This window comes from Streptomyces sp. NBC_00224 (assembly GCF_041435195.1).
Taxonomy (GTDB): domain Bacteria; phylum Actinomycetota; class Actinomycetes; order Streptomycetales; family Streptomycetaceae; genus Streptomyces.
Genome location: NZ_CP108106.1, coordinates 7,005,011 through 7,025,265, shown reverse-complemented (window position 1 = coordinate 7,025,265; position 20,255 = coordinate 7,005,011). Strand labels below are relative to the sequence as shown.

Below are 20,255 nucleotides of genomic sequence, written 5' to 3'. Positions count from 1 at the left end.
GGTGGGTGGGCGCGGTCAGAGCGTGCGGCGTACGCCCGCCTGGCGTTCCAGGTTGCGGAGCTGGACGGCCAGGTCGCCTTCCACGGCGAGGTGGGCGGGGCCGCTGCGGCCGATGGGCAGGACCTGCTCGCTGCGCATGTCCTCAAGCATCAGGGCGAACGCCGTGTACATCGCGACCAGCGCCACCACGAGGCCGAGCGCACCGGACGTGCGCGTCAGCCATTCGGCGCCGGTGATGCCCCCGAGGCCGGTGGCCGCCCAGCGAGGGAGGGAGACCGCGAGGACGAGCCACAGCGCGCGCTTGAGCCGGGTGACGGCGGTCATCAGGGCCCCGAAGCAGAGGAGCGCCAGGTTGAACACGCCGAGGACCTGAAGTCCGTCGGCCGCGCCGCTGAGCATGATGAGCGAGTAGGGCAGCCAGCTGCCGGCGAAGACCGCCATCAGCGTCGCCGCGATCACGTCACGGGCACCGAAGGCCAGGACACTCACCAGGAGTTGGAGGACGAAGGCCGGCAGCACGGTGAAGGCGACGGCGGCACGGGCCGCCTCGTCGAATAGCCCGAGCTGGAGGCACCCCGTCATCACGGAAGCGATGGCTATCGTGAAGAAGCCGAGCGGCATGGGTGAGGCGATGGGGCGCAGGTTGATGCGTGTCATCGACCGGAGGTCCGGTTCGAAACGGCGTCCCGGGGAAACGTCCGGCGGGGTCGCCGGGGGGTCGCCGCCGTCGGCGGCGGGGGAGGCTGCGGACATCGGGTGGATCTCTCTTTCAGTGCGCGAAGCAGGGGTCGAGGAAGGACGGCGTCGTCTCGGGAACCGAGCCGCGCTCGACGCGCCACCGGCGGTGCTGCTCGGACTCGGCGACGGCCTCGGCCACGGCCGATGCCTGGCGGGCGCCGCTCTGGTAGCCGCCGAAGTGGGCCACCGGGCTCCACTCAGGGCTCACCGGCGGGACTGCCTCGTCGAGGCCCTCGTACTCGGCGGTCGCGTAGACGATGCGGCCACCGACGGCGGTGAGGACGGACTCGATGTCGGGGATTACGGCCTCGGGCACGGTGAGGTAGTCGTCCGACAGGATCGCGAGGTCGCCGTAACACCCCTCTCGCAGTACGCCCTTGACGTCCTGTTCGCCGGTGAGCTCCGCCCCGCCGCGGGTGTAGAGGCCGAGGGCGGTCTCCCGGTCGATCAGGTTCCCGGCCGGGTAGAGGGCCGTGCCGCCGACGGTGCGCCCGGTGACCAGCCAGTGGAGTGCGACCCAGGGGTTGTACGAGGAGACGCGGGTGGCGTCGGTTCCGGCGGCGACGGTCAGGCCCCGGTCGAGCATGGCCCGGACCGGCGGGGTGTGGGCGGCGGCCTCGGCGCCGTACCGGTCGAGGAACGCGGCGCCCTGGAAGGACATCCGGTTCTGGACGGAGAGGGCGCCGCCGAGGGCCGCGATCCGGTCCAGGCTGTCGGCCGAGACCGTCTCCGCGTGATCGAAGAGCCAGCGGTTGCCACCGGGGAAGAGCCCTTCGGCCGCGAGCTTCTCGAAGACGGCCAGGTCGCGGCGGATCGTCTCGTCGTAGGTCGCGTGGAGCCGGAAGCCCCAGCCGTTCTCAAGGAGAAGCCGGACGGCGCTCTCGAATTCGGTCTCGTACCCTGCGGCGAGCTCGGGCCGGGGCTCGGAGAAGTTCTCGAAGTCGGCGGCGGCCCAGGTCAGGTTCTCTCCCGCGCCGTTGAGCCGGAGCCACTCGTCCCCGTCCCCGGGCTTGACCATCTCGGTCCACCGCTTCAGGTCGGCGAGCTCCTGACCGGCCGTCTGCGGAAAGAGGTGGTAGGCGATCCGGAGGGTCAGCTCCCCCGACCGGGCGAGGTCGACGACCGTGGCGTAGTTGTCGGGGAAGTTCTGGAACCCACCGGCGGCGTCGACCGCGGACGTCAGTCCGAAGCGGTTCAGCTCGCGCAGGAAGTGACGCGTCGACGTCCGCTTGTCGGCCTCGTCCAGGGCCGGCGCCTTGGCCAGGGTCGAGTAGAGGATGAGGGCGCTCGGGGCGGCGAGGAGCACGCCGTTGGGTTCGCCGTCCCGGCCGCGTACGATCTGCCCACCACGCGGGTCGGGGGTTTCCCGGGTGAATCCGGCGGCCTTGACGGCGGCCCGGTTCATCAGCGCCGACTGGTACAGGTGAAGGACGAACACCGGGGTGTCGGGGGCGGCGGCGTTCAGCTCGGCGACGGTCGGCATCCTGCGCTCGACGAACTGTTCGGCGGTCCAGCCGCCCACGACGCGGATCCACTGTCCCTTGGGGGTGCGACCGGCCTGCTCGCGCAGCATGGCCAGGGCGTGGCGCAGACTGCGCACCCCGTCCCAGCGCAGCTCCAGGACGTAGTTCAGGCCGCCCCGGATGACGTGCAGGTGCGAGTCGTTGAGACCGGGGATCACCCGGCGGCCGAGGGCGTCGACGACCTTGGTGCCCGGCCCGACGAGGTGGGCGAGGTCGTGGTCGTCGCCGAGGGCCGCGACCCTGCCGTCGCGGATCGCGACGGCACGGGCCTCGGGCCGGTCGGGGTCACCGGTGAAGACCTTGGCGTTACGGACGAGGAGGTCGGCGTGCTCGTGCTCCCGACGCGGCGCGGGGACGAGGCCCGCCACCGGCATGCTCGTCGACGGCCCGGTCATGCGAGGGCCTTGCGGAGGGTGTCGGTGGCGAGACCGATGGCGAGGTCCGCGGCCCGTGTCTCGCGCAGCGCGTTCAGCATGACGAAGTCGTGGATGACTCCCTGGACACGCAGGGCGGTGACGGGGACTCCGGCGGCACGGAGCTTCGCCGCGTACGCCTCGCCCTCGTCGCACAGGACGTCCGCCTCGGCGGTGATCACCAGGGCGGGCGGCAGACCGGTGAGCTGCTCGGTGGAGGCGCGCAGCGGGGAGGCGGTGATCTGGGCGCGCTCGGCCTCGTCGGTCGTGTACTGGTCCCAGAACCACTTCATGGCGTCGCGGCGCAGGAAGTAGCCCTCACCGAACCGGTGGTACGAGTCGGTGTCGAAGCTCGCGTCCGTGACCGGGTAGAAGAGGACCTGCTGGACGAGGGTCACGTCACCGCGCTGCTTGGCCATGAGGGTGAGGGCGGCGCTCATGTTGCCCCCGACCGAGTCGCCCGCGACGGCGATCCGCGTGCCGTCGAGGTCCTTGTGGTGGCCCTCGCGGGCGACCCACTGGGCGACGCTGTAGTTCTGCTCGATCGCGACGGGGTAACGCGCCTCGGGCGAGAGGTCGTACTCGGGGAACACCACGGCCGCCCGGGTGCCGACGGCGAGTTCGCGGACGAGCCGGTCGTGGGTGTGGGCGTTGCCGAACACCCAGCCCGCGCCGTGGATGTAGAGGATGACGGGGAGAGGGCCCGTCGCGCCGCGGGGGCGGACGATCCGGGCGCGGACGTCGCCGGTCGGGCCGCCGTGGACGGTGATCCACTCCTCGTCGACCTCGGGCAGGGGAACACCCTCACCGCTCTGGACGCCGTCCACGGCCTTACGGCCTTCGGCGACGGGGATCTGGTAGAGGTACGGCGGCTGGGCGGTGGCGTCGGCGAAGGCCTGGGCGGCGGGTTCGAGGGTCGGCCGGGCGGTCATGAGGGGTTCTCCTTGTGGGGATGTACGGGATGGGGCAGCAGTTCTGCGGGTCAGCGGGTCGCCCGTACGGCGTCGAGGATCACGTCGGTGACCACGGCCGGACGGGAGACGGCCACGGCGTGCGACGCGTCCACTTCGGTGATGTGCGAGCCGGCGCGCCGGGCCATCCACCGTTCGGCGGCCGGCGGGATGTTCTTGTCGGCGGTGGCGATCAGCGCCCAGGACGGGATCGTCTTCCAGGCCGCTTCCCCGGCCTTCTCCTCCAGCGCGGCGGTGGCGACCGGGCGCTGGGTCGCGGCCATGACGGCCGCGTCGGCGGCGGGGACGTCGGCGGCGAACTGCCGGTGGAACTTGGCCCGTTGGATGACGAGTTCGGTGCCGTTGCCACCGCCGGGCAGCGGGTACGACCGCGGGTTCACCGTGTCACCGAGGGTGGAGCCGGGGAACTTGGCGGCGAGCTGGGCCGCGCTCTCGCCCTTGTCCGGGGTGAACGCGGCGATGTAGACGAGGGCCTTCACCCGGCTGTCGCCCAGCGCGGCGCCACTGATGACGGCGCCGCCGTAGGAGTGGCCGACCAGGACGACGGGTCCCTCGACGGCAGCCAGCACGCTGCGCAGGTAGGCGGTGTCCGCGGCGAGACCGCGCAGCGGGTTGGCGGGGGCAAGGACGGGGTAGCCGGCGCGCTGCAGCCGCCTGATCGTGCCGCTCCAGCTGGAGGCGTCGGCGAACGCCCCGTGGACCAGGACGATCGTGGGCTTGGGTCCGTGCCGGTCGGCGCGGGCGACGACCGGGCCGCTCGCGGGTGCGGCGGGTGCGGCAGGTGCGGCGCCCATCAGGGCGGCCAGCGTGGCCGGCAGGGCGAGGGCGAGGGTGCGCCTCTTGGGATGCATGGGGGTTTCCTTGTCGGGTGGTGAAGCATTCGGGTGCGCTCGGTCGGGCGGGGGTGCGCCGGTCGGGCGGGAGGGCGCGCCGATTGGGCCGAGCGGGTGCGGTGGTCGGGCGGGGCGGGTGCGGTGGTCGGGCGGGGCCTCGCCTCAGAGGCCGTACGCCTCCAGGAGCCGGAGCCAGACCTCGCTCACCGTCGGGAAGGCGGGCACGGCGTGCCACAGGTGCTCCAGGGGGACCTCGCCCACGATGGCCACGGTGGCCGTGTGGATCAGTTCGGTCGCCATCGGGCCGGTGAGGGTGCAGCCGACGACGACTCCCCGGGTCTCGTCGACGACGAGCTTGGCGAGGCCGCGGTAGTCATCCGCGTGGAGCGCGGCTCCGGCGACGTCGTCGATGCGGTACTCCACCACGCGTACCGCGAGACCCGATTCGCGTGCCATGCGTTCCGTGAGACCGACGCTCGCGACCTCTGGACGGGTGAAGACGGCCTGGGGGACGGCGAGACGGTCGGCTTCCGCGCTCCACGGCTGTCGGCCGCCGGTGACGGCCGGGCGCCCCGCTGCTCGCTCTGCGATCGCCGCCGCGCAGGCGCGGGCCTGGTACTTGGCCATGTGGGTCAGCGGTGCACGGTGGTTCACGTCGCCGACGGCGTAGAGCCAGTCGCCCTCGACCGCCGTGACGCGGCAGGTGTCGTCGACCGGGAGCCAGTCACCGGACGGCAGTCCGACCGTCTCCAGGCCGAGGTCCGCGGTGCGCGGGCGCCGGCCGACGGCGGCGAGGACCTCGTCGCAGACGAGGGTGGTGCCGTCGTCGGTGTCCACGGTCACCGTGCGGGTGGTCTCGTCACGGGCTACCCGGACGGCCGAGACCCCGAAGCGGATCGCGACGCCCAGATCGCTCAGCCCCCGGGTGACCTCTTCGCCCGCGCACGGCTCCCAGCCGGTCAGCAGGGCCTGGTCGCGGACGAGCAGGGTGACGGAGGCTCCGAGTGAGCGCCACGCGGTGGCCATCTCGCAGGCCACCACTCCTCCGCCGATGACGACGAGCCGCTCGGGCACCGCGTCGGCCGTGGTGGCCTGCCGGTTGGTCCACACACCGATCCGGTCGAGCCCTTCGACCGGCGGAAGGGCAGGCTCCGTGCCGGTGCAGACCACGACCGCGCGCCGGGCGCGCAGGGTACGGACCGTGCCGTCGGCCCCGGTCACGTCCACCCGGCGCTCACCGGCGAGCCGTCCGTGCCCCCGTACGAGCGCGATGCCCGCACCGTCGAGCCAGTCGGCCTGGCCGGTGTCGTCGCCGCGCCCGGTGAAACGGTCACGGCGGGCCAGGGCGCGCGCCGGGTCGAGTGCCGCAGTGACCGCCTGCCGGGCCCCGTCGACCGACCGGGCAGCCGCTCGGGCTGCGCCGGGTCGCAACAGGGCCTTGCTCGGCACGCAGGCACGGTAGGAGCATTCGCCGCCGACGGCCTCGGCCTCGACGACGACGGCGGTCAGCCCCGACCGGACCGTCCGGTCCGCGACGACCTCGCCGCCCGGCCCGCCGCCGACCACGACGACGTCGTACGTGCCCTCGTACGCGTCCTCCATCAGCCGCGCACCAGAGGGGTGTCCACGAGATGCTCGGCCAGGAACCACACCTGCGCCTCGCCGGTGCGGATGACATCGGAGACGAGCAGGTCGGCGCTGCCCTCGTCACCCTCCTCGGAGAGCCGGGCGGCGGCGTCCCGGGCGTCGATCAGGATCCGCTCGTGCGCGTCGAGGAGCCGCGACAGCATGACGGGCACCGGCTCGACGCCGTCCGGCGGACGGGGGATCGCCGTCAGCTCCGCGACGTGGCGCGGGTCCCCGACGGCGACGCCGCCGAGGCTCTGGACGCGCTCGGCCAGCGCGTCCACGATGTCCAGTTGGGCCTCCGCGTGCTTGTCCAGCATCAGGTGGAGCGAGTAGAAGGTCGCCCCGCGCATGAGCCAGTGGTGCTTCTTGTAGAGGGAGTGGAGGATCTGCGTGTCGGCGAGGACGCGGTTCAGCCGCTGGCAGGCGTACATGCGGGTGTCGTGGCCGAGGCCGATCGGCAGCTGCTTGAGCGTGCCGAACGCCTGGGTCTCGGCGCCCTTCTGATGCAGTAGCGGCTGGCCGCCGCCGTGCGGGGTCGTGAGGGTGTCCATCGGGTGCTCCTGTTCGGGAGAGAGGGTGGGAAGGGCCCGGCCGCCCGGTCGGGGGTACGCGGGCGGCCGGACCCGGTCTGTGCGGCTCGCGCTCAGCGCTCGGAGATCGCCGGAGCGGGGGGCCGGTGCAGGACGAGCCGGGTGAGGAGTCCGCTGCCGAGACCGGCGACGAGCGCGAGGGCCGCCCACCACAGCGGGTACGGCGTGAGGCCGAGGGCCGCGTCGAGGGACCAGGCGCCGGGGCCGGTGGCGGCGAGGGCGGCGGCGGTACCGATGAGGACGAGCGGGTACTCGTATCCGTCGTTCTGCACCCAGAGGCCGTTGTGCCATTTCACGGTGAGCGCGACCGTCATGACCCCGATGGCGCCGGTCGCGGCGAGTGGAGTCAGGAAGCCCGCTGCGAGCAGCAGACCAGATCCGATCTGGCCACCGCCCGCCGCCAGGGCGGTGAGGGTTCCGCCCCGGAAACCGTCGGCGCGGAACTCCTCCGTGCCGCCGTCGAGTCCCCTGCCGCCCAGATGCGAGCTGATCTTCTGCACACCGTGGCCGGCGACGAGCAGTCCCACCAGCAGACGCAGGATCAGAATGCCGGTGTCCACAGGGGTCAGCCCGCCGCGTGCGCGCCGATGACGCTCTGCGCGTACACGACGCCCAGGCCGTACGCACCGGCGTGGGCCTTGACGATCTCCATGACCGCGCCGTACGACTCCTGGCGCGCCCAGTCGCGCTGCAGCTCCAGGAGCACCTGCACCCAGGTCACCGGCACCGCGCCGGCGGCGATCATCCGCTGCAGCGCGTGCTCGTGGGCGGCCGGGCTGACGCCACCGGAGGCGTCGGAAACCACGTACACCTCGTATCCCTGCTCCAGCGCGGACAGCGCGGGCAGCACGAGGCAGACCTCGGTCCACAGGCCGGACAGGATGATCTTCTTGCGCCCGGTCGCCTTGACCGCCGCCACGAGCGCCTCGTCCTCCCAGGCGTTCATGGTCGTGCGGTCGATGACCTCGTTCTTGGGGAACACCTCGGCGAGCTGGGGCAGCAGGGGCCCGGAGAACGACTCGGCGGCGACCGTGGTCAGGACGGCCGGCACATCGAAGGCCCGAGCCGCCTTGGCGAGACCCACGGTGCTGTTGATGATCGCGGCGCGATCGCCGCTGCCGGTGCCGAAGAACATCTGCGGCTGGTGGTCCACGAAGAGCATGACCGCGTTGTCGGGCGTGAGCAGGTCCTTGCTCGGGGCGGCCTGCACCTTGTCGATGTCGAACATGAGGGGTCCTCTCGAAGCAATCGATAACGTGCCCGCCGCGTCCGCGGCTCGGCACTTCTTCAAGCTACGAGCGACCCGACCGACCGCGTTGACCTCCTGCGCCCAGGAGTTGGCACGACAGCGCACAACAGAACGAGGCACTCCCCGCCAGGACCGGCCCGCCTCCGCGTGCTGTCGGTACGAGCCGAGACAGCGGCGCTAGGCGGAGGTTCTCTCGTCGCGTAGAGCGGCGGCGCCTCCCAGCAGGATCGGGGGAAGAGCGTCGAGCACGGTGAAGGCGTGGTCGACTCGGACGATCCTCAGCACCTTCCACACCCGGGGTATCCCGCGCACCAGGCGCAGTTCATCTCCCTGAGGGGCCACGTGCTCGCGTACCGCCAGAAGCAGCCGGATGCCGCTGGCGTCCAAGAACGTCACCGCACGCAGATCCACGACGACGTCGTGAGCGGCCGGACAGGCCAGTGCCTGGACGCGCGGGCCGAGTTCCAGATACGCCAACATGTCCAGCTCGCCCTGCAGTTCTATGATGAAGGTCCCGCGCACGGTGCGAGTCCGCAGCCCGAAGGCAAGTTCATCCGCGTCCGCATCGCACCTTCCTGTCTCCCGCTTGCCCAGGTGCCGGGGTGCCGCGCCACCACACACAAATACTCACTCTCCGTAACTTAATGTGGGACATGGAGAGGGGCTGGCACACAAAGCCCCTGCTAGTGGTCCTGCCCCGACGATCTCAAAATCTCACCTGCGTGACAGTCAGTAATTCTGCGGGTTTTCACGCGATCCGGTCACTCGCCGAGAACGACACGAGATTCGGGGCACGCGGCTCGGGGCTTGTGTACGCAGAGCCCTCGGTGACGCGGCCCACTCCTGGCCGCTGTTCTTCCTGGCAAGCGCGACCCGCTCAGCAGAGGGAAGGAGCAGGCAGTCGTGGTCGGGGCCGCCGCAGGAGTAGGCTCGGCCACTCCGGGAGCATTTCCTCGACCGACTTCCATGTCGGTACTTCTCTCGGTTCAGCACCGGGCCGGGCACGACGGTCCGGGGACAGGTCGACACCATGACGGTGCTCGCCGCACGAACCCCGCCGACCGCACTGACCGCCCAGCCTTCCGGCCACCCGCCGTTCCGGCTCTCCCTCAGGCCTCCGGGCCCGCACTCCGGGCTGCTCGACGGCGCCTGGTGGCCCCGTTCCCGGGACCTCGCTCGTGAACTTCCCGCTCTGACCGACCTATTGGACCCGCTGTGGGGCCGCATCACGCGCGTCACGGCCAACCCGACGTACTGGCCAGTCGCACCGCGCAAGGTCACCGTCAACGGCCATGTGGTCAAAGTGGGCTGGTTCCGCGCCGAGCAGGACCCGCACCAACTCATGGTGCTCTCCTACCACGTCGGACGCTGGGACCTGCTGATCATCCCCCCGGAGACCGGTGCGGCAGCCGCCGCACGGCTCATGGCCGCCGCCTGCGATCCTCGAATCGTCCGTACGGGCAGCGCTCTCATCGCCGACGAGCTGGACCGTCACCCCGCAGCCCCGGCCGAGGCGGACCCCCAGGAACAGTCGGCCGACGGACACGTCGAGGTCCGTATCGTCGCCGCCAACCCCGACGCGGCACGGCAGGTCGCACAGCTCCTCAGCCGGTTCTTCGTCTGCGACGAGCCCCGCAGCTACCCCACGGGCAGCGAAGGAGGCGGCACCCGCCTCCACCTGACAGCGGACACCCTCCTCACCCAAGTGCCGGACCCGGCACCCAGGTCCTGGCTCGCCGAGAGCCGCTCACAGGCACAGCGCACCCACGTCGGTGAAATGACCTGAACCCGAGGTCGCCCACCACGGGCCCACCACGGATTCACTGGCCCCGGACCCCGGCCTTCCCCTCCAGACCGAGGTCAAAGGAGCCTTGCATGGCCCCCCATACCCGCAACACCCGCCTTACCGAGGAAGCCCTCGCCCCGGCGCACGGCGTCATCGCCGCATCCCAGACGTACGACGGGGCGGCTCCCTTCCCCGACTTCCCCGATGGCGACCGCCCGGCACCGGCGCGCAGTGGCGGCGAGCGGGTGCAGATGGCGGTGACGGCGCTCATCGTCACCCTGCCGTTTCTCGCACTCGGCCTGGCCGCCTGGCTGCTGTGGGGCACCCTCATCCGGCCCACCGACGCCCTGCTCGCCCTCGCCCTGTACGTGATCACGGGGCTCGGCGTCACGGTCGGCTTCCATCGCGGCCTGACCCACGGCGGGTACCGGGCCGGCCGCCCCGTGCGGATCGTGCTCGCGGTGGCCGGGTCGATGAGTTTCCAGGGCGACGTCATCGGCTGGGTCGCCACGCACCGCCGCCACCACGCCTTCACCGACCGCCCCGGCGACCCGCACTCCCCCTACCGCTACGGCACCCACCTGCGCGGCCAACTGCGCGGCCTCGCCCACTCCCACGTCGGCTGGCTGTTCCGCAACGACCCCACTCCCGTCGAGAGATACGCCCCGGACCTGCTCGCCGACCGGGACATCCGCGCCGTCGCCCGGGCCTTCCCAGCCCTGTGCGTACTGACCCTGGCCCTCCCCTTCGCGCTCGGCTGGGCGATCGGCGGCACCTGGCTGCACGCCACCACCGCCCTGCTGTGGGCGGGGCTTGTCCGCATCGCGCTGCTCCACCACGTGACATGGAGCGTCAACTCGCTGTGCCACGTGGTCGGTCGGCGCCCCTTCCGCACCCGGCGCCACGACCGGGCCACCAACCTGTGGCCCCTGGCCCTGCTCTCCTTCGGCGAGAGCTGGCACAACCTCCACCACGCCGAACCCACCAGCGCCCGCCACGGCGTCGACCGCGGTCAGATCGACCCCTCCGCCGCCGTCATCCGCCTCCTCGAACGCCTCGGCCTGGTACGGGACGTACGCTGGCCCAGCCCGGACCGCATCGCCACCCACCGGACCTGAACTCCTATGGCGAGTAAGGCTATTGAGGGCCTTTTTCCGCCCTCCCGACCCGGCGGATCCGGGGCTACGCTCACATCAGGACGTCGACGTTCCAGACCCCGACGGCGCGTTGCTGCTGAGCACACACCTGCCGGGCTCTCAGCCTGCACCGCTGGGGCTCCGCCCGGCCGGCCGCCCGGAACCGGAGGCGCGCCATGTCCCTGCCCCAACTGAACGTCTACCGGCGCGACAGACTGAGCCGGACGCTGATCACCCTGGCCGGTGAGATCGACCTCGAAACGGCACCTTTGGTCAGCGCGTCCCTCTGCGCATGTCTGTACGAGGGCGTGCGCACGATCGATGTCGACCTGACCGCCGTCACCTTCTGCGACGTGAGCGGGCTCAACGCCTTCCTGCGTACGTCCGAGCAGGCCACCAGGGCAGGCGGGACCCTGCGGCTGCACCACCCACCGCGCTCGCTGCGGCGGATCCTCACCCTCACCGGCTACGCATTCCTGCTGAACGGCCATCCGGCGAGCACGGACGCGGGCACGCCCGCCCCACAGCCGCCCGCCCCGCAGCCGCCCGCGCCGCTGTCGGCAGGTCCGCGATGACGGCCGCCATCCGTACACAGCGGCCCGAGTGCCGAGAACACCCGTACGTGCGCTGGATGGACACCGACCCGGTTCCCGAAGAGTGCGCGGGGCACCCCCGGCCGGTTTTCGACTCTCGGCGCGGCACCGCACAGAGGGCCCTGGCAAAAGCGGGCGATCGGGACGAGACTGAATGGCAGCAGGAGCCAGCGGCCTGCGCGACGGTATCCCCGGATCACTCTTCTTGGAGGTGGGTGGGGCATGTCCGAACTGCCGCGTGAGGAGCAGTTGGCGGCCGCGTTCGTCGACCTCGCCGACACCTTGGTGCAGGACTTCGACGTCATCGGGTTCCTGCACACGCTCGCCGAGCACTGCGTGGCCTTGCTGGATGTGGCAGCGGCCGGGGTCCTGCTTGCCACTCCTGACGGCCAGTTGGTGGACGCCGCGGCCTCTGACGAGCGCACCCGCCGGCTGGAGCTGGCCAGCACCGAGTGGAACGAGGGTCCCTGCCGGGACTGCTTCCGGACCAAGAAGCAGGTTCCCGCCGTACCGCTGGCGACGCAGGCGGCCAAGATGCGGTGGCCCCGGTTCGGGCCGAAAGCCCTGGAGGCGGGTTTCACCTCCGTCGCGGCGGCCCCGCTCCGGCTGCACGACCAGGTGATCGGGGCCCTCAACCTCTTCCGGGACCAACCCGGTCCCCTGGACGGTTCCCAGTTGCGGCTCGGACAGGCGCTGGCCGACACCGCCACCATCGGGGTCCTCCAACAGCGGGCGGTGAGTGAGCAGATGACGGTGACCGCACAACTGCAGGCCGCCCTGGACAGCCGCATCATCATCGAGCAGGCCAAGGGCTATCTGGCGGACCGCCGCGACACGGGCGTCGAGGAGGCGTTCAACCTCATGCGCCGCTACGCACGCGATCACCGGATGCGGCTCACCGAGATCGCGCGCCAGATCCTGCAGGGTACGGCCGACGCGTCGCTCCTCACGCGGCGCGATCGGTGAAGCGTCCGCCCATCGGTGCTGACTGGTGGGCCGGCGGGCGACTGCCCCGCACTGGGCTCGGAAGGGGGCGACTTCGGTGACCCATCCGAAGATGGCCGACTACCTGCGCACCCTCAGCTCCCACACAGGCCCCGGCCTGGCACCGCTGCCTCTCGCGGCCTGCGCCGAGATGCTGGGCCTGGACGGTCTTGGCCTGCTACTGGCTCCCGGCGGCGGCCCGAGCGAGCTGGTGCAGTCCTTCGGCGAGCGCACGACGGCGCTGGAGGATCTGCAGAAGGTCCAGGGCCAGGGGCCGAGCCTGGAGGCCGCCCGCCACGGTGCCCTGATGCTGCTCCCCGACATGACCGACACCTCCACGTTCGCCACTGACCGCTGGCCCGGCCTGCCGGGCGCCATCGAGGCACTGGGCGTCCGCGCGGTGTTCGCCTTCCCGCTCCGGATCGGGATCATCGCGCTCGGGGGCCTCACCGGCCACCGCACCCGGCCCGGCCCGATGTCCGCCGACCAGCTCACCGACGCCTTCCGGCTGACCGACACCGTTGCCCAGGTCATCATCGCCACCGCCGCCCACGCCGAGCTGCCCGACATTCCCCTGCTGGACGATCCCGGTCTCCACTTCGCCGAGGTCCACCAGGCCACCGGCATGCTCGCGGCCCAACTGGACACCGACTGCGACCACGCCCTGATCCGGCTGCGCGGCCACGCCTTCAGCCACGACAGATCGCTCCTGGACGTCGCCCGCGATGTGCTGGCCCGCCAACTGCACCTGGACGCCAACGGCGACAGCTCGCCCTGACGCGCCCGACTGACGTGCCTGATGGCCATGCCCTCCCGAGCCCGCCCCACGCTGTCCGGCTCTGCCGCCATATAGCAGCCCATATAGCAGCAAGGCCCTCACGCCCGCAGCCGTTCGGTGCGACCCGTCAGCGGACGGGCACAGCTCGCTACCTTTGATTGCCGACCCAGATCCCGTTGGTGACCGGTCCTGATGGACATCCGCCTCCGGAGAAGATGGTCGCCATGACCTCACCCCCCGCAGTGGTCTGCGTCCGAGAAGTCCGCTCCCACGGAGACTGCACCCTGGTAATCCTGTACGGCGAAATCGACATCCACACCGTCCCGGGCATCACCTGGCGCCTCGACGCCCTCACCCACACCGGTGATGCCGACCTGCTGATCGACCTGTGCGCGGTCGAGTTCATAGACGGTGCCGGCGTACGGCTCCTCGACCGCGCCCGGACCCGGACCAGCGGCCGACACGGACGTCTGCGCCTGATCTGCACCCGCCCCGCAACCCTGCGCCTGCTCAACCATCCCGCACTGCACCTGGACTTCGACATCCTGGACCAGCTGCCCGCGCCCCTTCCACCGCAGGCAGCAGCCTGACCGACGTGAAACCGCCCTGTGCGCACTCCCCCAGCGCGGCTACGCTCACCAAGCGGCCCCGGACCCTGGTCGACTGTGCGCCTCCCATCGCCGGGCCGTCCTCCCGCGCCCAGCGTCTCGGTCGAGGCGACCCGGCCGCGGCCCCATGGGGAGCGAGGCCGCAGGCCGGGTTCACGGCAGTCCCCGCCGCGCCTCCAGCGCCGAATACCGCCGCGTCACGCCGCCCCGTGCACCGGCCGCTCAACAGGCTTGTCCACGGGACCCGATGAGCGCGCCGGACGCGCCCGGTCAAGGAGCGGCCCCGTCATCAGTGTCGTCACCACCGCCATCAGCACCATCGCCGTGAACAGACGCGTGTCGATGACGCCCAGGCCCAAACCCACGTTGAGGATGACCAGTTCGGTCAGACCACGGGCGTTCAGGAGGACCCCGAGGGCCGTCGCCTCGCGGGGGGTCGCGCCGGTCAGGCGGGCCGCGCCGAACGCGCCGGTGAACTTGCCGACGCAGGCCGCCGCCAGGACCGCCGCCGTCATGGCCAGGCCGCGGGCGCCGAGGCCGGAGATGTTCACGGACATGCCGGTGACGGTGAAGAAGACGGGCAGGAGCAGCAGGCTGGTCTGTTCGATGCGTTCGGGGACCTGCGGGGCCGTCTCGTCGATCCGGGCGCGCGGGACCACCGCGCCGAACGCGAACGCGCCGAAGACCGCGTGCAGGCCGATCTCGTCGGTGGCCGCCGCGGTCAGCAGGACCCCGACGACGAGGACGGCGTGGGTGAGCACGGCGCCGCCCGCCCACGGTCTGGCGGGGTCGAGGAGCCAGGCGAGGCCCGGCCGTACGAGCAGGACGAGCGCGGCGAGCAGCAGTGCCGACTCCAGGGCCATCCGGGCCAGCGGCCACGGCCCGCTCGCGCGGACCACCACGACCACCGCCGCCAGGATGCACCACGCCAGGAAGTCCTGAACGGCCGCGCAGGCGAGCGAGATCGAGCCCAACGGGTCCTTGTAAAGGCCGCGTTCGGCCAGAATGCGGGCGAGGACCGGGAAGGCGGTGATGGACATCGCCGCACCGAGGAAGAGCGCCGGGCCCAGTGGCCCGTCCGTCTTCAGCTCGGACTTGCTCAGCCAGGGGTAGAGCCCGTACGCGAGGCCGGCGCCCAGCGCGAACGGCAGCGCCACCGAGCTCAGCGAGACCGCCGCCACCTGCCGTTTCGCGGTGGGCGTGCGCAGATGCCCGATGTCGAACTGGTAGCCCACTCCGAACATGAAGAGCACCAGGCCCAGTTGGGAGAGGAGCTGGAGGTAGGGCAGGGTCGACGGCGGTACCAGCCGGGTCTCCGGGTCGCCCGGGAAGAGGGAGAGGAGGCTCGGGCCCAGCAGGATGCCGCCGATGATCTCGCCCATCACGGCGGGCTGCCGTACCCGCTGGGCCAGGCGGGCCAGTACGAAGGCCACCGCGAGGATGACGGCGAGGGCGAGGAGGAACCGTCCGGTGGGGGGCGCGGTGGATCCGGCGAGTAGGAGATGCGTCTGCACGTCGGCTCACTCCTGTCGGGCCGCAGGGTGTTCCGCTGTTCTACCGGTGATTCACGAAATGGCACAACTCCCGTTCAACACAGCGTTCAACACCCCGTTCAACCGCGCTTTTTTTGACATTGAACAGGTCTCGTCACCCCTGAGAAACCGCTATAGAATTTCGGCGCACCCGAACGCCGAACGGGCCTTGGAGGGAGTTGGCGGATGGATCGCGACGAGGAACTCCGGATCCTTGACCGCGCCCTGGAGCACCTTCGCGACAAGCGACTCCCGCTGACCGACTCGGACACCCGGGTCAGCGTCGACCGCTATCAGTCACCGGAGTGGTACCAGGCGGAACTCGACCGCATTTTCACCAAGTTGCCCTCGATGCTGGTGCACAGCTCGGAGATTCCGTCTCCCGGCACCTTCGCGACCCTGGAGCATTTCGGCAGGCCGTTGATCGTCAGCCGCGACCAGGACGGCGCGGCGCATGTCTTCCTCAACGCCTGCCGGCATCGCGGGGCGCGCCTGGAAAAGGAGCCCTCCGGTGAGCGCAAACAGTTCACCTGCGGTTATCACGCCTGGCGTTACGACCTGGACGGCACCCTCGCCGCGATCCCGAGCCCGCACTGCTTCCCCGGCGTCGAGCGGGGGAAACGCAACCTGGTGGCGCTCCCGGCGGTGGAGGCGTACGGGTTCGTCTGGCTGATGCCCGAGGAGAATCCGGGCCGGGCCGACCTCGACGCGTTCCTGGGTGACTTCCGGCCCGACATCGCGGATCTCGATCTCTCCTCGTACGAGATCTACGGCGCCGAGAGCCAGGAGTGGGAGATCAATTGGAAGCTGGTCGTCGAAGGCACTCTGGAGGGTTACCACTTCCCGTTCCTGCATGCGAAGAGCGCGAACCCGCTCTTCGAGAACAGCACGTTCTTCTTCGACAGCTTCGGGCCCCATCTGCGCTCGATCCTGCCGAAGCGATCGATAAACTTCATCACCAGGACCGAGCGCAGCGAACGGAGTCTTCTGTCGGTCGCGAACGTGATCCACACCGTCTTTCCCAACGAGACGGTGCTGCACCAGTCCGACCACTTCCTGTGGATTACCAGTCATCCGCTGGGCCCGACCCGTACGCTCGTGAAGCTGCGTCTCATCGTGCCCAAGGGATCGGTGCAGGAGGGCAGCATCGAGCAGTGGGAGGAAAACCGGCAGCTGACCTATCAGGTGCAGTACGAGGACCTCGAAATCTACCGTGAGATCCAGATCGGTCTGACCAGCGGGGCCAATGACGAACACTGCTTTGGTACGCAGGAGTTCGCGCTCCAGAAGTACAACGAGGCCATCGAGGCGCACCTTTTCGGAGAAGTCGGGGAAGTCGGAGAAGTCGGAGACGTCGGGGAAGAGTGAAACCCCACCGTCACCGCCCGCCCCCGCCTCACTTCGTCGGCAGCCGCCGCTTCACCGCGTACAACGCGCCCCCGGCCAGCAGCCCCCAGAACGCGCCGCTGACCCCGAAGAACTGCACCCCCGACACCGTCACCACCAGCGTGACCACCGCCGCCTCGCGGTCGTCCGGGTCCGTCACCGCTCCCACCAGCGAGTTGCCCAGCGCGCCGAGCAGCGCCAGACCCGCCACCGCCTCGATCAGGGTGGGCGGGGCCGCGCCGACGAAGGCGACCGCCGCGCCCGCGCCCAGGCCGAGCAGGATGTAGGTGCCGCCGCCGATCGCCGCCGCCCGGTAGCGCTTGCGCGGGTCGGGGCCGGCGTTCTCGTCGGCGCAGAGTGCGGCGGTGATCGCGGCGAGGTTGACCGCGTGGCCGCCGAAGGGCGCCGAGGCCAGGCCGAACGCGCCGGTCCAGCCGAACAGCGGGCCCGGCTCGGGCTCATAGCCGTTGACGTTCAGGACCGCGATGCCCGGGATGTTCTGCGACGCCATCGTCACCACGTACAGCGGCAGGGCGATGCCGATCACGGCCGCCGCCGTGAAGTCGGGGGTGACCAGGACCGGCTTGGGCCACAGCGGTCCGAGGTCGGCGGCGGAGATGTGGGTGGTCGCGGTGATGAGGACCACGGCGACGACGACCGCGGCCGGTACCGCGTACAGCTTCTTGAAGGTGCCGACTATTGCCCAGGCCACGACGATCGCCAGGCCAAGCGCCGGTTTCTCCTGGACCGCCTTCGCGGGGGCCAGGCACAGGGGCAGCAGGATTCCCGCGAGCATGGCGTTGGCCAGTGGTTTCGGGATGGCCGAGACCCAGCGGCCGAGTGGCTTCCACAGTCCGGTGATCACGATCAGCGCGGCAGCCACCAGGAACGCGCCGACGGCCGCGCCGAATCCGCCGTCGACGGAGGCCGCACCGGCCAGTAGCGCCGCCCCCGGCGTCGACCAGGCCACGCTGATCGGCATCTTCAGCCGGAGGCTGAGGAAGATCGCGCAGGCGCCCATCGAGACCGAGAGGGCCATCAGGCCGGACGCCGCCTCGGCGCGGCTCGCGCCGACCCGCGTGAGGCCTTCGAGGACGATCGCGAACGAGCTGGAGAACCCGACGAACGCGGCGATCAGCCCGACCGTCCCGGCCCTGACCAGGTCGGACACCGGGCTCGGGCCCCGCTGGGGATCCGGCTTCGGGCCTGCTGGACCGCCGGCGCTCGCCGCCTCCGTCTCGGACGTGGTCAAGACAACTCCTCGTATCCGCTCTGTACGACGATGTCGCGCATGACCTCGCTCGCCCCGGCGGCGACGGTGGCGGCTTGGGCGTCATGCACGGTCTGGACGATCGGCGCGCCCTCACGAAAGCCCTCGGAGCCGTGCAGATGGCGGCATTCCTCGGCGACGGTCCGGGCCACTTCGGTGGCCTTGAGCTTAGCCATCGAGCAGGCGGTGATCGACAGTGGGTCGCGGGCGTAACTCCAGGCCGCGTGGTGGGCGAGCTGCCGGGCCGCCTCGACCTCGGTGAGCAGATCGGCCATCTTGTGGCGGACGGCCTGCTTGGCGCTGAGCGTCGACTCGAACATGCCGCGTCGCTTCAGGTATCTCCAGGTGGTGTCCAGGCAGTTGGCGGCGTCCCCGACCGCCGAGATCCCCGCCGCCAGCCGCTCCAGCTGCATGTTCTTCATGATCTGTACGAAGCCGGAGTTGCGGCGGCCGATCACGTTCTCCTTGGGTACCCGCACCCCGCGCATGCTGATGTCGGCCATGCCCGAGGCCCGCCAGGCGATCGAGTCGTTGGGGAGTACGTGGACGCCCTCGGCGGCGCGGTCGACGACGAGTAGTGACAAGTTTCCCTGGTTGACGCGCAGTTGGCGCTCCCCCGTGCGTACCGCCGTCACGAAGAAGTCCGCGAAGCCGCCGTTGACGATGAAACGCTTCTCGGCGTCCACCACCAGATGGTCGCCGTCCTCGACGGCCGTCGCCTCCAGCCGGGCGAGGTCCGAGCCCGCCTGCGGTTCGGTGATCGCGAGGGCGGCGATCAGATCGCCGGCCACGGCGGGGCGCAGATAGCGCTGTCGCAGCTCGGGCGAGCCGTTGGTGGCGAGGTAGCTGGTGCCCATGTAGGCGTGGAGCGCGACCGCGAACCGCACTCCCCCGAAGCCGGTCCGGCCCAGCTCCTCCAGGAAGACCACCGAGTGGAAGAAGTCGAGACCGGCGCCGCCCACCGAGGTGGGGTGGTTGAGGCCGAGCAACCCCTCGGCGGCGAAGGCGTGCCAGGCCGAGCGGGGCATCGCGCGCCGCCGCTCCCACTCCGCCGCGTACGGCACGACCTCCTTGCGGAAGAACGTACGGACCGAGGCGCGGAACTCCTCGTGTTCCGCGGTGAAATGGGGTGACGGGCTGCTCAGCGGGTCCGTCATCGGGCACCCCCCGTCCCCAGTCGGCCGGAGATCGCCGCGAGCACGGCCTCCTCCTCGTCCCGCAGGAAGAAGTGCCCGGCGGGCAGGGCCCGGATCGTGAACTCCGCCGTGGTGTGGTGCTGCCAGGCCAGCATGTCCTCGTACGGATCGATGTCGTCGTCCTCGCCGCACAGCGCCAGGACCGGCGCCGCGATCCGCCCGGGTGACGGCTCCCAGGTCTCGGCGAGCCGCAGATCGGCCCGGAGCACCGGCTCAAGCAGCGTCATCAGGGCGCGGCTGGCGAGGACTTCGGGCGGCACACCGTTCATCTCGCGCAGCCTTCGGTGCAGCGCGGGTCCGTCCATGGTGTGCATCGGCGGGGTGCGCGGTGCCACGCCCGGCGCGCGGCACGCCGAGACGACCAGGAGCTCGGGCGGGCGGTGGCCGTCGGCGGTGAGCCGGTGGGTGAGTTCGTACGCGAGCCGGGCGCCCAGGCTGTGGCCGAAGAAGGCGTACGGCCCGCGCTCGGTCTCCGGGGCCAGGGCCTCGGACAGCGCCCCGAGCGCCTGCGGCCAGGAGTCGAAGGGCCGCTCGCGGAAGCGCTGTTCGCGCCCGGGCAGCCGGATTCCGGTCACCCCGAGGCCCGGCGGCACCCGCTCCTGCCAGCTGCGGAAGACCTGGGTGCCGCCACCCGCGTACGGGAAGCAGAACAGCCGGGTGGTGACCGCCGTGTCGCCGGAGAACCGGGCGAACGGGCTGCCCGTCGCGGTCCCGGGCGGCGCGGCGGCGCGGGGTGGGGGGCGCACGGCGGGCCTACGCCATCGCCTCGTCGACGGCCTTCGCCAGACTGCTCAGCCTGGCGTCCTCGTAGAGCGTCTCGGGCAGCAGCACATCGACGGCGAAGCGCTCCTCCACCCGGGACAGGAACTTGATGGCGGTGAGCGAGTTGCCGCCGAGCTCGAAGAAGTCGTCGCCGACGGCCACTTCGGTGATCCCGAACAGACCGCGCCAGATCTCGGCGATCGCCTCCTCGGTAGCGGTCATCGGCGCCGCGCCGAGCGCCGCCTGCGAGTCCTGGGAAGTCATGGTGTCTCCTCCGT

The 20,255-nt window shown here is 71.1% G+C and carries 21 protein-coding genes; 7 read left to right on the top strand and 14 right to left on the bottom strand.

Annotated elements, in window-relative coordinates; translation table 11 throughout:
- Positions 1 to 15 precede the first annotated feature (15 nt).
- The 9 genes from OG965_RS31295 to OG965_RS31255 all read right to left on the bottom strand — a co-directional run bounded on the left by OG965_RS31295 (position 16) and on the right by OG965_RS31255 (position 8,468).
- Positions 16 to 657 (bottom strand): GPR1/FUN34/YaaH family transporter, encoded by a 642-nt coding sequence (locus tag OG965_RS31295; protein WP_371655397.1) that lies wholly within the window; start codon positions 655 to 657, stop codon positions 16 to 18.
- A gap of 112 nt (positions 658 to 769) precedes the next feature.
- Positions 770 to 2,656: an amidohydrolase gene (locus tag OG965_RS31290; protein WP_371655396.1), complete on the bottom strand. Its 1,887-nt coding sequence runs from the start codon at positions 2,654 to 2,656 to the stop codon at positions 770 to 772.
- Positions 2,653 to 3,606, bottom strand: a complete 954-nt coding sequence (locus tag OG965_RS31285; protein WP_371655395.1) for an alpha/beta hydrolase — start codon at positions 3,604 to 3,606, stop codon at positions 2,653 to 2,655. The genes OG965_RS31290 and OG965_RS31285 overlap by 4 nt, the downstream gene beginning before the upstream one ends.
- A gap of 50 nt (positions 3,607 to 3,656) precedes the next feature.
- Positions 3,657 to 4,496, bottom strand: coding sequence for an alpha/beta fold hydrolase (locus OG965_RS31280; protein ID WP_371655394.1), 840 nt, complete (start codon positions 4,494 to 4,496; stop codon positions 3,657 to 3,659).
- Positions 4,497 to 4,640: 144 nt separating this feature from the next.
- On the bottom strand, positions 4,641 to 6,080 hold the full coding sequence (locus OG965_RS31275) for an NAD(P)/FAD-dependent oxidoreductase (protein WP_371655393.1): 1,440 nt from the start codon (positions 6,078 to 6,080) through the stop codon (positions 4,641 to 4,643).
- Positions 6,080 to 6,658, bottom strand: a complete 579-nt coding sequence (locus tag OG965_RS31270) for a Dps family protein (protein ID WP_371655392.1) — start codon at positions 6,656 to 6,658, stop codon at positions 6,080 to 6,082. Before OG965_RS31270 ends, OG965_RS31275 begins: the two co-directional genes overlap by 1 nt.
- Positions 6,659 to 6,750: 92 nt before the next feature.
- Complete coding sequence (locus OG965_RS31265; RefSeq protein ID WP_371655391.1) at positions 6,751 to 7,257, bottom strand: DoxX family protein; 507 nt, start codon at positions 7,255 to 7,257, stop codon at positions 6,751 to 6,753.
- A gap of 5 nt (positions 7,258 to 7,262) precedes the next feature.
- Complete coding sequence (locus tag OG965_RS31260; RefSeq protein ID WP_371655390.1) at positions 7,263 to 7,925, bottom strand: hydrolase; 663 nt, start codon at positions 7,923 to 7,925, stop codon at positions 7,263 to 7,265.
- A gap of 198 nt (positions 7,926 to 8,123) precedes the next feature.
- The gene (locus tag OG965_RS31255; RefSeq protein WP_371655389.1) at positions 8,124 to 8,468 is read right to left on the bottom strand and encodes an STAS domain-containing protein; all 345 of its coding nucleotides are present in this window, start codon (positions 8,466 to 8,468) and stop codon (positions 8,124 to 8,126) included.
- Between the two features lie 508 nt (positions 8,469 to 8,976).
- Here OG965_RS31255 and OG965_RS31250 point away from each other — a divergent pair.
- The 6 genes from OG965_RS31250 to OG965_RS31225 all read left to right on the top strand — a co-directional run bounded on the left by OG965_RS31250 (position 8,977) and on the right by OG965_RS31225 (position 13,813).
- Positions 8,977 to 9,732, top strand: a complete 756-nt coding sequence (locus OG965_RS31250; protein WP_371655388.1) for a DUF5994 family protein — start codon at positions 8,977 to 8,979, stop codon at positions 9,730 to 9,732.
- 89 nt (positions 9,733 to 9,821) lie between these two features.
- Entirely contained in the window at positions 9,822 to 10,850 is a 1,029-nt protein-coding gene (locus tag OG965_RS31245; RefSeq protein ID WP_371655387.1) for an acyl-CoA desaturase, read from the top strand.
- 194 nt (positions 10,851 to 11,044) lie between these two features.
- Entirely contained in the window at positions 11,045 to 11,443 is a 399-nt protein-coding gene (locus OG965_RS31240; RefSeq protein ID WP_371655386.1) for an STAS domain-containing protein, read from the top strand.
- Between the two features lie 240 nt (positions 11,444 to 11,683).
- On the top strand, positions 11,684 to 12,427 hold the full coding sequence (locus OG965_RS31235) for a GAF and ANTAR domain-containing protein (RefSeq protein ID WP_371655385.1): 744 nt from the start codon (positions 11,684 to 11,686) through the stop codon (positions 12,425 to 12,427).
- Positions 12,428 to 12,503: 76 nt separating this feature from the next.
- Positions 12,504 to 13,223, top strand: coding sequence for an ANTAR domain-containing protein (locus OG965_RS31230; protein ID WP_371655384.1), 720 nt, complete (start codon positions 12,504 to 12,506; stop codon positions 13,221 to 13,223).
- 224 nt (positions 13,224 to 13,447) lie between these two features.
- Complete coding sequence (locus OG965_RS31225) at positions 13,448 to 13,813, top strand: STAS domain-containing protein (RefSeq protein ID WP_371655383.1); 366 nt, start codon at positions 13,448 to 13,450, stop codon at positions 13,811 to 13,813.
- Between the two features lie 215 nt (positions 13,814 to 14,028).
- Here OG965_RS31225 and OG965_RS31220 read toward each other — a convergent pair whose 3' ends face one another.
- A complete protein-coding gene (locus tag OG965_RS31220; RefSeq protein WP_371655382.1) occupies positions 14,029 to 15,345 on the bottom strand; it encodes a cation:proton antiporter in 1,317 nt (438 codons plus the stop codon).
- Between the two features lie 204 nt (positions 15,346 to 15,549).
- On the opposite strand from OG965_RS31220, the gene OG965_RS31215 reads away from it, so the two are divergent.
- Positions 15,550 to 16,731, top strand: a complete 1,182-nt coding sequence (locus tag OG965_RS31215) for an aromatic ring-hydroxylating dioxygenase subunit alpha (RefSeq protein WP_371655381.1) — start codon at positions 15,550 to 15,552, stop codon at positions 16,729 to 16,731.
- A 28-nt stretch (positions 16,732 to 16,759) separates the two neighbouring features.
- Here OG965_RS31215 and OG965_RS31210 read toward each other — a convergent pair whose 3' ends face one another.
- Genes OG965_RS31210 through OG965_RS31195 form a run of 4 tightly spaced genes read right to left on the bottom strand, consistent with a single transcriptional unit; the run spans position 16,760 to position 20,241 of the window.
- Positions 16,760 to 18,001, bottom strand: coding sequence for a benzoate/H(+) symporter BenE family transporter (locus tag OG965_RS31210; RefSeq protein WP_371655380.1), 1,242 nt, complete (start codon positions 17,999 to 18,001; stop codon positions 16,760 to 16,762).
- Complete coding sequence (locus tag OG965_RS31205; RefSeq protein ID WP_371655379.1) at positions 17,998 to 19,176, bottom strand: acyl-CoA dehydrogenase family protein; 1,179 nt, start codon at positions 19,174 to 19,176, stop codon at positions 17,998 to 18,000. Before OG965_RS31205 ends, OG965_RS31210 begins: the two co-directional genes overlap by 4 nt.
- The gene (locus OG965_RS31200; RefSeq protein WP_371655378.1) at positions 19,173 to 19,961 is read right to left on the bottom strand and encodes a thioesterase II family protein; all 789 of its coding nucleotides are present in this window, start codon (positions 19,959 to 19,961) and stop codon (positions 19,173 to 19,175) included. Before OG965_RS31200 ends, OG965_RS31205 begins: the two co-directional genes overlap by 4 nt.
- 7 nt (positions 19,962 to 19,968) lie before the next feature.
- On the bottom strand, positions 19,969 to 20,241 hold the full coding sequence (locus OG965_RS31195; RefSeq protein WP_371655377.1) for a phosphopantetheine-binding protein: 273 nt from the start codon (positions 20,239 to 20,241) through the stop codon (positions 19,969 to 19,971).
- Between the last annotated feature and the right edge of the window lie 14 nt (positions 20,242 to 20,255).